The sequence below is a fragment of the uncultured Catenibacterium sp. genome (assembly GCF_900540665.1).
In the GTDB taxonomy this organism is placed as follows: domain Bacteria; phylum Bacillota_I; class Bacilli_A; order Erysipelotrichales; family Coprobacillaceae; genus Catenibacterium.
Map to the genome: position 1 here is coordinate 1 of NZ_UQGV01000077.1, position 10,709 is coordinate 10,709.

Consider the following 10,709-nt stretch of genomic DNA (forward strand, 5'->3'; position numbering starts at 1 on the left):
CCCCAATAATTTAAAGCGATTTTTTTATTGACCCCCCCTTAAAAATTAAAGGTTCAAAAAAATAATGGCCTGATAGGCCATTAGATACGATAGTTTCTGAATAAGTTCTCTTTTTTCACAAACATATCTTTAAAGAATATGACTGCCCATAGTCCAATCGCAATATATGCAAAATACTGACTAATAAAATAGGAAAGTATGGCACCTACACTTAATATAATAAACCATTTCTTAAATGCACTTCTTTGAGCACGGCTGATTCTTTTCTTATCATAATAATGGCTTTCTTCACGAGGTACATCCTTAAATGCACTGATACAATAAACCCCTAATCCCTTTAGACATGAACAAACTATATAATAAAACAAGAATGTTAATGCGAGAATTGTACAGCATATACATCCTGTATTAATCATAAACACAACAAACAACTCCCTTCAACCCTTGATACTATTCTATCATACTTTGATAAGGGATTTAAAGAGACGATACCATTTATAACCGATATAATTGGTTACTTCACGTTTAAGGAACTTAAACTTGGTATCTCTTGTGCGATATCTAGAAGATTGCGTTGGTGATGTATAGGCAGTAATGCCTGCATCCTTTGCCTGAAGCATCGCTCTTTTCATATGTAATGGATCACTTACAACTAACGCCGTTTGATAATTATAGACATCCATTATCTTTTTCGCATTGATTAAATTTTCTAAAGTGACTGTTGATTGGTCTTCTGTAAGAATATCATCTTCTGGTACACCTTGACTGATTGCATAAAGCTTTGCATTATAGGCATCACTCACAGGATTTCCTTTTCCATATCCCCCAGTGGTAATAATCTTCTTTACTAAATGCTTGTTGTATAAAACAACAGCATGATTAATTCTTTCTTGATAAACAGGTGAAGCATGACCATTGTATGTAGATGCTCCTAAGACAATCGCAACATCTGCAATTCTTGCTTCATCTTTAAAACTATATATATAAATACTTACTGCATTAGAAAATACATAAACAATAACTAACGCAATAAGAATGATTAATTTCTTTAAGAGTTTCATGGTAATACTTAATAATTCCTCCACAAAAAACATCTTAAACTATTTCCCATATTTTTCAATCCTATGTATCAAATTACATCAATTTTACATATCTTTTTTGAATTGATTCAATAAAATATATACAAACAGTAAAATAAAACATGTTCCAATCATAATGAGATACATCATACTCGTTGTAATTGTATGTCCCATAAGTGTAAATGATGTATCAAAACTTTGATGGATTTCATTCATTACATTAACAGGAACTTTTGTACCAAGTTTTAGAAATAAATTTCTTAATAAATGATTACGAATAAGTGCTGTTCCATAAGTTCCTGGTAAGAACTTAATAATAGCACGTACTGTAGGTGTAAATTGAGATATGGGCATATAAGCGCCACATAAAAAACCATATCCTGCACTCACAATACTGCTAACAGCTGAAATCTGACCTTGTGTTGTAAGGAAATAATTAATAATAGATGATAAAGAAGCACCAAACAAAGTAAGCAAAAAGATATCTAGCAAGCAATATAATATATCTTTTACTGGTAAGACAAAGTGACTTATACCTAATACAATAAAACATGCAAGTAAAGCAGTTATATTAATAATCATAGTGATGAGTAAAGTAGAAATAAAATAACTAAGAGCTAATGTTGTTTTACTGACAGGTGCTATAAGTAAGTCCTTTATTTTATGATCTGCTTTATCTTGTACCATAATCATATTTGAACAGAATGATACTGTGACACAACTCACTGCAAGTAATGATGAAAAGAGATAACCATTCACAAAAGCATCAATAGTATTTTGGGAAACATCAAAGTATTTCACTATACTATCTAGCGAATCATGATAAACAGTCCCTAGAAATGTCATATATAAGACAATTAAGACTATTGGTGTAATCAAAGCTGTTAAGAAGCGTCCTTTATCCTTAAAAAATAATACTGTATGTCTTAATGTGAGATGATAAAGTTGTCTCATGATTGTTCACCTCCTGGAAGTTTATTTCCTGTTACATTTAAGAAGACATCATCCATTCTTCCTTTTACTAGTTCAAAGTCATTAAATAATTCTGGTTTTTGAAGAATCATTTCTTTCACAACACCCGGATGATTGACACGGATTGTGTAATGATCCTTATTATATGTATATGGATGTCCTAAAGACTTGATGTCCTCTTCTTTTACATGATAGATATTTAAATAATCATAAGCATATTTCTGTTTTAATTCATGTGGTGTTCCAGAAGCTATTTGACGGCCATGATCAATAATAACAACTTGATCTGCTTCAGCTGCTTCTTCCATATAATGTGTGGTGAGGAAGACTGTCATTTGTTTTTCTTTTCTTAAATCATTAATAACCTTCCATAAAATCTTTCTTGTTTGAGGGTCTAGACCTGTCGTTGGTTCATCTAGTATAAGAAGCTGTGGTTCATGAATAAGAGCACGAGCTATATCTATACGTCTTCTTTGTCCTCCTGATAGCTTATTAAGAGGCTTTTTTAAATAATCCTTGAAGTCTAATAAAGAAGACAATTCTTCAATTCTTCTTTTTAAATTTTCTCCTGTGATATTATAGAGAGCCCCACGATATTTTAAATTATCATAGACAGTGAGCACATCATCTAATGCAGAAGTTTGATAAACAACACCTATAGTAGTTCTTACTTCATCCATATGTGTTTTAATATATTTGCCTTCAATGTATATTTCTCCTGCATCACTTGTAAGTTCACCACATATCATAGAAATAGTAGTACTCTTACCAGCACCATTAATACCTAAAAAAGAGAAGAAAGTCCCCTTTTCTACACTAAAGCTTAAGTCATCTACTGCTTTAATATCACCAAAACTTTTAGTAAGATGTTTAATTTCAATACTGTTCATACATTCACCCTTTTCTACTCTTAAGAGTTTTATTGATTTCATTTGCAAGATGGCAATCATTTAAATAATTAAATAGTCTGACTAAAATATCTACTACAAGTATTGTGAAAGAGAAAAGTAATCCTCCTAAGACATCCTCATACATCCCAATTTGATATCCAGCAATTAAAAGAATGATTTCTAAGAGTGTTGTATGAAGAATAGTCTTCACTAATACATTTTGAGACTTAGAATAATAGATAATCGTAGGAAGGCAGGCAAGAAAAGAAAAGACTGCCACCTCTCCTAAATAAGATACAGGAAGCATTTTTATTTGAGACTGATCTATATAACAAAACAAGATTGTCGCAAACATTGATAATGTATAAATCACAAAATATTGAATAGTTATTGTATGTATCATTTCATTTTTATCCATTTTTCATCCTCCTTATAATCCAATCATGTGTTTAAGTACACGTACATATTGTCTAGATACTATGAGTTTCTCTTTGTTTTTTAGTACAACTTCAAACCTCCCTGATAAGGAAGGTTTGATAGCATCAATCTTATCAGCATTAATAATTAGTGATTTAGATGCTCTAAAGAATGATGTGCCTTCTGTTTCTTTTTCAAATTCGTATAGTTTCATCTTTGATTCATATATTTCATTTTCACAATATAAAAATGCTTTTTGATCAACTATTTCAAAATAATATATATCATTCATATTCAATGGATAGGCAGTTTCCCTTTTGTATCCTATTATTCTCTTTTCATTTTCTATGGAAGAGATTATATTTTGTATTTCATCTGTTATCTGATGGCATTTAATGACAACTTCTTCTTTTTGATTTCCAGATATCAATTCAATTCTTGTCTTCATATTTTTCTCCCTTACAAAAATGATACCATAATATAATGTCTATAAATATCATATCCAATTAAGTTGTAGAAATGATTGTATAAGATACAAAAAAACTAGGCCAAAGCCTAGTTGATTTCAATGGAGCCACATGCCGGAGTCGAACCGGCGTCCTCTGCATGGCAAGCAGATATAATAGCCATTATACGAATGCGGCCTCACTAACACTCGAGGAGTGCTCATTTATAATACCAAACAATAATATATGTGTCAATAAGATTTGTGAAAAAAAACGAAGGATCTAAAGTGAAAAGTTAAATTCCACATTAGGCGGGTCAAAGTTGCATTTAGTCTTTCACTTTCTTTCGAATGTTTTTCAATTCTTTTTTTAGATATTTTCTCTATTTGACTAGCACTAAATTTATACTAGCTTCATTAATCTAAGAGTCAAAACAAGAAGAATATCAAAGAAGGATTCTGTCAAATACAAAAGGAGAAGACAGAAAGTTCCTAATCGGGGCGCACCTATAAGGATTTCATCTCATATACTGACGATAATGACAACGTTAGTATCGTCGAGATAGATACCGTCTACAATTTACAAAGCGGTCCGTTCATGCAGACTTTTAAGTTCCTGTCTTACTCTTTCATATACCATGAAGAGAAGACTGCAAAGGCTATGGTTGAAGGCTTAGACCTTCTCGAATCAATATTAGGAGAAGATTTATTCAAAAAGGAGGTGGAAGTAATCAAGACGGATAGAGGTTCTGAATTCTCAGATGTAGAAGGACTGGAAAAAGATAATGATGGCAGTGTGCAAACTCATGTCTTTTACTGTAATCCTATGGCATCATGCCAGAAAGGAAGTCTAGAGAACAACCACAAGAAGATATGATATATAAGACGAATTTCAAAGTATTTGGCCTTGATTCACAGGAGAAGGCTAACCTCATGGTATCCCACATCAATTCCCAGCCAAAGGAGAACCTGAAGAGAAAGTCTCCGCTGGAGATGATGGAGTTCCTGAATCCAGATTTATACAAGAAATTCATAGAGTTTGGAATTAAGAAAATAGAAAATGATGAAATCATTTTATAACTATATTTATTAAAAGAAGATAACTAAAATCATTCGGAGAATGTATGAAATATGGGATGCAGACTGACAATATTACATGTATATAAAGTGGAATTTAGTCTTACATTCGAAAAAATGAACGAAATTCCATAGCTTTATTGCGCCTTAAAATACCATGATTCATGACGTTAAAACCTCATTTCTAGTGTACGAATGATTAGGTTCCATTCCTAAAACAAAAAGAATATCCGATATTCTTATGAAAATATAATCCTGAACGACTAAATTCCACATTGTTTTCGTTTCTTTTTAAAGTGGAATTTAACTTTTCACCTTAGGAAAAAAATGAAGGATCAGTGACGATCCTTCTTGTTCTTATCATATATGATTTTCAAACCTTTAAATGTAAGTTCCTGATCATAAATATCAATTAAGTCAGTTTCTTTCGCAATAAGTTTACCTAAGCCTCCTGTAGAAACTACTTTTATATTCTGGCCAAATTCTTCTTTTATCTTCTTGATAATATATTCAGTCTTCCCGATATAGCCATATACTACCCCAGCCTGCATTGCAGTGACTGTATTTTTCGCAATAATACGCTGTGGTTTGACTAATTCAATTTCAGGAAGCTGAGCAGCCATAGAAGAAAGAACACCTGCTTCTATACCGATACCTGGTGCAATCACTCCACCGATGAAAACACCTTTATCTGTAATAACATCATAAGTAGTCGCAGTACCAAAATCAATAACAAGGCACGGACCACCATATGTATAATAAGCCCCTGCTGCATCTACTAAGCGATCTGAACCAAGTGTAGATGTATGATCAATTTGAATATTGATGCCTGTTTTCACACCTGGCCCAACAAAAAGAGGTCTGATGTGAAAGTACTTAATAATAGAACTTGAGAAAGAATAGTTAATCTTTGGTACAACTGAACTAATAATGACATCCTTAACATCTTCTATATTTAAATGAGATGCCTGAAGATATGAATGAAGCATTAAGCCATATTCATCTGAAGTACGTTCCATACGTGTTGTCATACGGAATCGACCTACCAAATGATTTTCTTTGTAAACACCAATAGTAATGTTTGTATTACCGATATCTATAACCAATAGCATTCTTATTTCTTAGCTCCTATTTTCATACATTCTTTTAAGATAATATAGCTTAGATCTGATTTAGACATCTTATCGATATCCTTCATAGAATCCTGAGTAATAATAGTAACAACATTTGTATCACCTTGAAATCCTGCACCCTCTGTTTTAAGATGGTTCGCAATAATCAGATCACATTGTTTTTTATTTAATTTCTTTGATGCATTTTCAATTAAATCTTGTGTTTCCATCGCAAATCCACATATCACTTGATGTTCAACTTGATGATGCCCTATATAATCAAGTATATCTGGATTCTTTTTTAGTTTAAGAATAAGTTCATTGTCATTTTTCTTAATCTTTTCTGTAGATGTTTCTACAGGTGTATAGTCAGCTACTGCAGCTGACATAATAATATAGTCATAATGTGTATGATGTCTTTTTACACATTCAAATAAATCCTGGGTACTTGTAATAGATTGATTGATAATATAAGGCACTGGCTTTAAAGATGTAGGTCCATGAATTAATCTAACCTGTGCACCTAATACAAAAGCAGCACGTGCAATGGAATAGCCCATCTTACCAGATGAATGATTTGTCAAGAAGCGAACAGGATCAAGAGCTTCTTGAGTAGGCCCTGCAGTAACCAAAACTTTCTTGCCCTGTAATGGATGATCACTGAGTGCATATTCCATCATTAAATGAAGATGATCATAATCAGCAAGTTTACCTTTACCTGTATCACCACATGCAAGAAGACCTACAGCAGGTTCTACAAATAAGACACCATCATCCTTTAAAGTCTGGATATTACGCTGTGTCGCTTTATTTTCATACATATGTACATTCATTGCTGGTGCAATGAGTTTAGGACATGTTGCAGCTAGAAAAGCAGCTGTCAACATATTATCTGCAATACCATTCGCACATTTTGCAATGGTTGTTGCACTTGCTGGTACAATCATAAATAAATCAGCATCCTTGACAATATCTACATGTGTAATACATCCAGGATCATCATCAAAGACATCAATATATATTTTTTTCTTTGTGAGAGCAGAAATAGAAGTTGGCGTTACAAACTTTGTTGCACTTGGAGTGAGCATCACTTCAATTTCATATTTTTCTTTCACTAGATCACTTATGAACTGTACAGTCTTAAATGCTGCAATAGAACCCGTAATCCCTATAATCAATTTTTTCATCTATTAATACCCTCTTTTCATTTATAGATTATCCACGCTTCATTAAAGCGAAGAGAGGTTTTGTGACAATTACCACAATAACAACACCTACAAAAGCTTCAAGTAAGCTCTGTGTGCTTGATACTGCTAAGAAATAACTTCCAAGCTTGCTTGCATCCTGCCCAATAGCCTTGGCATAAGATGTACCAAATAAAGCCCAGATACCACCTAATACTAATACTGTATTTGTTAGAGCACCTAGGAAAGCAGCGACTGCTGTCGCAATAGTCTGCTGTTTATTCTTAATCAACTGATATACCGACCCTGATACAAATCCAATCATAACTCTTGGTACAATCGCAATAACTGCACTGAGCACTGATCCACTAATAAATGGTGAGAATACGAAAGATGTCACTGTTGGCTGCATTGTGTTCATTAATAATGAAGATAAACCAAATACAAGACCAATCAAGCATCCCTGCTTAGTACCTAATACAATTGCTGCAATAATAACTGGGACATGAAGTAAAGTGGCTCTTAATGGTCCAATAGGGATAAATCCTAAAAATGGTACCATGACCATCACTGCTTCAATCGCAATAAATAATGCAAGTAAAGTAAGATTCTTCGTTTTTTTGTTATTCATTTGTTTCCTCCACTATCATTTGCTTGTCGCAATATGACGTAAATATAAATTTTGCCAGCAGAATATTAAGTTAGCTCCTAAATAGGTAGCCACAGGGCATATCCTACACAGCAAAACCATTATATACTGATTCTTTCTAAATGAAAAGCATTACATTTCATTAATCAACGCCCTCCTATTAGATATCATTAACTGGGGAACGTGCTGGATGTCTGGCATCTTTTGTCTTATCATAATTCACTTTTTTCTCTAGATTTCGATTATAATCACGTTGGAATATACATGAAAAGATGAGATTTAAAATATATTCCATAGAAAGATTAGAGGCAAAAGGTGCAATTTTAGTAAAAATCTTTTCTCTTGAACCAACTCTCAAGATGACATCACCATAGTGAGAGAGCTGATTATCTCCTAATGAAGTGATTGCAATCATCTTTGTCCCCTTCTCTTTTAAAGTCTGGGCAATACGAATGATTTCAGCTGTTTCTCCTGAATAAGAAAGAATCATCGCAAGACGATTAGGGCTAGAATTATAAGCTAGAAAAATCTGTTCTCCTTCTAGTGTACGAATATTAACATTGCGTCCAATGCGGGTCATCTTATGCTGAAAACTTAAAGCTTCCAACATCGAATTACCATTTCCATATATATCTATAGATTCATATTGGTTCATAAGTTCTATCGCTTTACGCAAATCATCAAAATCTATTAGTTTAATTGTATCTTCAATCACTTCTCTACTCATTGTACCGAGTTTATAGGCAATCTGTGGGTAGTTATCTTCTGGGCCAAAAGGGAAGTTAACATCGATTCTTTTGGTTTTAGTAAGTGTATATTGTAGTTCTGCTGAATACTTGATTTTAAAGTCATTATATCCTTCTAATCCTAGTTTGCGGCATAGTCTAACTATTGTCGCAGGAGAAGTATACGTTCTTTTTGCTAATTCCTTAATTGATAAATTCAATACATCTTCTCCATGATTTAATATGTAATGGGCGATTTCCACTTCAGCATGTGTGAAATCTAATGCGAATTCTAGTTGTGTCATTATACTCATTGTTTCATCACCTATTTTAGATTATATCATGAAACGTTTTTTCAATAAACTTGATTTTGAACACTCTTTTTTGAAGCAAAAATAAATTAATATCTGCATATATTTACTTCTTAAAACGGTTATGTAAAAATAAGATTGTACCATAGAGGAGGAAAAATAAATGGAAAAGAAATTACCAAAAGATTTTTTCTGGGGTGGTTCAGTGTCATCATTCCAGACAGAAGGTGCCTGGGATGAAGGCGGAAAGGGTTTATCAATCTATGATGTAAGACCTACTCCAGAAGGACATGCAGACTGGAAAGTCGCAATCGATGAATATCATCGTTATAAGGAAGATATTCAGTTAATGAAGGAAATGGGATTCAACTTCTATAGATTCTCTATTTGCTGGAGTCGTATTATTCCTAATGGAGATGATGAAATCAATGAAGAAGGTGTACAGTTCTATAATAATTTAATTGATGAATTAATTGCGAATGGTATTACACCAATGATTACATTAGTTCATTTTGATATGCCTTACCATTTAGTAAAGGAATATAATGGTTTTGCATCACGTAAGGTTGTTGATTTATTTGAACGTTATGCAAGAGTTTGTATGGAACGTTTTGGTGATAGAGTAAAACATTGGATGTCATTTAATGAACAGAACCTACATTCATGTGAATTATTCTATTCAAATGCTGATATTATTCCTGAAGGAAAATCAAGAGGTGAACACCTTTATCAGGTTGCACATAATGTTATGATTGCTCATTGTAAGGCTGTTAAGGCTTTAAGAGAACTCGTACCTGATGCTAAGTTTGGTGGTATGACCACTATTACTAACTTCTACCCTGCAACAGACACACCTAAGAATAACTTATTCTGTCAAAAGGCTTATGATTTAGTAAATGACTGGGTATGCTATGTACAGGCTAATGGCAAATATCCTAGATATTATACAGCTTACTTAAAGAACAGAGGATGGTTCCCAGTATTTGAAGACGGCGATGAAGATTTATTAAAGTACACTTGTGATTACTTATGTTTCTCTTACTATCGTTCTAATACATTAACTGAAGGTGAATTTGATATGACAACACCATTCAATGATATTGTATCAAAGCATGTTGTGAAGAACCCTCATCTTGAAGCAACTGAATGGGGCTGGGAAAAGGATGCCATCGGATTTAGATGGGTAATGAATACTTTAAGTGAAAGATATGATCTACCTTGCTTCGTATTAGAAAATGGTATGGGTGCAAGAGAATCACTAAATGAAAATGATACTGTAGATGATGATTACAGAATTGAATATCATCGTAATCATATTCAGGAAATGAAGAATGCCATTCTTGAAGATGGTGTTGACTGTTTAGGATATATCACTTGGGGTCCAATTGATATCCCTTCTTCTAGCTGTCAGATTGCCAAGAGATATGGTTTCGTATACGTCAATAGAACCGATGAAGAACTATTAGACTTAAGAAGAGTTCCTAAGAAATCATTCTATTGGATTTCAAAAGCATTCAAATCTAACGGTGAAGATTTAGACTAATAACCTAAGCCTCATTCGTGAGGCTTTTTTCTTTTCCATAATATATCTTAGTAATATACTAATTTCTTAAGAATTTCTTAATGAAATTAAGTGGATTAACTGTAATAGTTTGATTTTCGAATATAAATAGTGTATTATGGCGTTGGTTAAAATGATTGAATACTTTTACAAAAGGTAAAAGTGGAGGTATCTAATGAAAACAAGTTTAGTTATTATGGCTGCTGGGATCGGCTCACGTTTTGGTGGAGGCATCAAGCAGTTAGAACCAGTTGGACCTAATGGTGAAATCATTATGGATTATTCTA

At 33.0% G+C, this 10,709-nt stretch carries 13 protein-coding genes, 1 tRNA gene and 1 pseudogene; 4 read left to right on the forward strand and 11 right to left on the reverse strand.

Going from position 1 to position 10,709, the window contains the following annotated elements:
- Positions 1–80: 80 nt before the first annotated feature.
- The 7 genes from QZQ55_RS09330 to QZQ55_RS09360 all read right to left on the reverse strand — a co-directional run bounded on the left by QZQ55_RS09330 (position 81) and on the right by QZQ55_RS09360 (position 4,002).
- Positions 81–416 carry a DUF3784 domain-containing protein gene (locus tag QZQ55_RS09330; protein WP_295092756.1) on the reverse strand — a complete coding sequence of 112 codons (336 nt, stop codon included), beginning with the start codon at positions 414–416 and terminating at the stop codon, positions 81–83.
- 42 nt (positions 417–458) lie between these two features.
- Positions 459–1,085, reverse strand: coding sequence for a YdcF family protein (locus QZQ55_RS09335; protein WP_295092726.1), 627 nt, complete (start codon positions 1,083–1,085; stop codon positions 459–461).
- Positions 1,086–1,145: 60 nt separating this feature from the next.
- Positions 1,146–2,033 carry an ABC transporter permease gene (locus QZQ55_RS09340; RefSeq protein WP_295092729.1) on the reverse strand — a complete coding sequence of 296 codons (888 nt, stop codon included), beginning with the start codon at positions 2,031–2,033 and terminating at the stop codon, positions 1,146–1,148.
- Positions 2,030–2,941, reverse strand: a complete 912-nt coding sequence (locus QZQ55_RS09345; protein WP_295092731.1) for an ABC transporter ATP-binding protein — start codon at positions 2,939–2,941, stop codon at positions 2,030–2,032. Before QZQ55_RS09345 ends, QZQ55_RS09340 begins: the two co-directional genes overlap by 4 nt.
- A 4-nt stretch (positions 2,942–2,945) precedes the next feature.
- Positions 2,946–3,359, reverse strand: coding sequence for a DUF3021 family protein (locus tag QZQ55_RS09350; protein ID WP_295092734.1), 414 nt, complete (start codon positions 3,357–3,359; stop codon positions 2,946–2,948).
- A gap of 12 nt (positions 3,360–3,371) precedes the next feature.
- On the reverse strand, positions 3,372–3,806 hold the full coding sequence (locus tag QZQ55_RS09355) for a LytTR family DNA-binding domain-containing protein (protein ID WP_295092736.1): 435 nt from the start codon (positions 3,804–3,806) through the stop codon (positions 3,372–3,374).
- A 121-nt stretch (positions 3,807–3,927) separates the two neighbouring features.
- Positions 3,928–4,002: transfer RNA gene (locus QZQ55_RS09360), tRNA-Gly, on the reverse strand.
- Positions 4,003–4,401: 399 nt separating this feature from the next.
- On the opposite strand from QZQ55_RS09360, the gene QZQ55_RS09365 reads away from it, so the two are divergent.
- Positions 4,402–4,680 (forward strand): hypothetical protein, encoded by a 279-nt coding sequence (locus QZQ55_RS09365; protein ID WP_295092739.1) that lies wholly within the window; start codon positions 4,402–4,404, stop codon positions 4,678–4,680.
- Positions 4,677–4,883 carry a hypothetical protein gene (locus QZQ55_RS09370; RefSeq protein ID WP_295092742.1) on the forward strand — a complete coding sequence of 69 codons (207 nt, stop codon included), beginning with the start codon at positions 4,677–4,679 and terminating at the stop codon, positions 4,881–4,883. Before QZQ55_RS09365 ends, QZQ55_RS09370 begins: the two co-directional genes overlap by 4 nt.
- Positions 4,884–5,215: 332 nt before the next feature.
- Here QZQ55_RS09370 and QZQ55_RS09375 read toward each other — a convergent pair whose 3' ends face one another.
- From QZQ55_RS09375 to QZQ55_RS09390, 4 genes are all read right to left on the reverse strand, one after another.
- Positions 5,216–5,992 carry a type III pantothenate kinase gene (locus tag QZQ55_RS09375; protein WP_295092744.1) on the reverse strand — a complete coding sequence of 259 codons (777 nt, stop codon included), beginning with the start codon at positions 5,990–5,992 and terminating at the stop codon, positions 5,216–5,218.
- 2 nt (positions 5,993–5,994) lie between these two features.
- Positions 5,995–7,179 carry a bifunctional phosphopantothenoylcysteine decarboxylase/phosphopantothenate--cysteine ligase CoaBC gene (gene coaBC, locus QZQ55_RS09380; RefSeq protein ID WP_295092747.1) on the reverse strand — a complete coding sequence of 395 codons (1,185 nt, stop codon included), beginning with the start codon at positions 7,177–7,179 and terminating at the stop codon, positions 5,995–5,997.
- Between the two features lie 28 nt (positions 7,180–7,207).
- Positions 7,208–7,807 (reverse strand): ECF transporter S component, encoded by a 600-nt coding sequence (locus tag QZQ55_RS09385; protein WP_278548055.1) that lies wholly within the window; start codon positions 7,805–7,807, stop codon positions 7,208–7,210.
- A gap of 178 nt (positions 7,808–7,985) precedes the next feature.
- On the reverse strand, positions 7,986–8,864 hold the full coding sequence (locus QZQ55_RS09390) for a MurR/RpiR family transcriptional regulator (protein ID WP_295092750.1): 879 nt from the start codon (positions 8,862–8,864) through the stop codon (positions 7,986–7,988).
- Positions 8,865–9,024: 160 nt separating this feature from the next.
- Between QZQ55_RS09390 and QZQ55_RS09395 the strand changes: the two genes are divergently transcribed.
- Positions 9,025–10,404 (forward strand): glycoside hydrolase family 1 protein, encoded by a 1,380-nt coding sequence (locus QZQ55_RS09395; RefSeq protein ID WP_295092753.1) that lies wholly within the window; start codon positions 9,025–9,027, stop codon positions 10,402–10,404.
- 193 nt (positions 10,405–10,597) lie between these two features.
- Positions 10,598–10,709, forward strand: a pseudogene (locus QZQ55_RS09400) (nucleotidyltransferase); the annotation flags it as partial.

Coding starts and splice junctions, on each gene's coding strand:
- QZQ55_RS09330 (WP_295092756.1), bottom strand. CDS start 416: ATGATTAATACAGGATGTATATGCTGTACAATTCTCGCATTAACATTC.
- QZQ55_RS09340 (WP_295092729.1), bottom strand. CDS start 2,033: ATGAGACAACTTTATCATCTCACATTAAGACATACAGTATTATTTTTT.
- QZQ55_RS09345 (WP_295092731.1), bottom strand. CDS start 2,941: ATGAACAGTATTGAAATTAAACATCTTACTAAAAGTTTTGGTGATATT.
- QZQ55_RS09350 (WP_295092734.1), bottom strand. CDS start 3,359: ATGGATAAAAATGAAATGATACATACAATAACTATTCAATATTTTGTG.
- QZQ55_RS09355 (WP_295092736.1), bottom strand. CDS start 3,806: ATGAAGACAAGAATTGAATTGATATCTGGAAATCAAAAAGAAGAAGTT.
- QZQ55_RS09365 (WP_295092739.1), top strand. CDS start 4,402: ATGCAGACTTTTAAGTTCCTGTCTTACTCTTTCATATACCATGAAGAG.
- QZQ55_RS09370 (WP_295092742.1), top strand. CDS start 4,677: ATGATATATAAGACGAATTTCAAAGTATTTGGCCTTGATTCACAGGAG.
- QZQ55_RS09375 (WP_295092744.1), bottom strand. CDS start 5,992: ATGCTATTGGTTATAGATATCGGTAATACAAACATTACTATTGGTGTT.
- coaBC (WP_295092747.1), bottom strand. CDS start 7,179: ATGAAAAAATTGATTATAGGGATTACGGGTTCTATTGCAGCATTTAAG.
- QZQ55_RS09385 (WP_278548055.1), bottom strand. CDS start 7,807: ATGAATAACAAAAAAACGAAGAATCTTACTTTACTTGCATTATTTATT.
- QZQ55_RS09390 (WP_295092750.1), bottom strand. CDS start 8,864: ATGAGTATAATGACACAACTAGAATTCGCATTAGATTTCACACATGCT.
- QZQ55_RS09395 (WP_295092753.1), top strand. CDS start 9,025: ATGGAAAAGAAATTACCAAAAGATTTTTTCTGGGGTGGTTCAGTGTCA.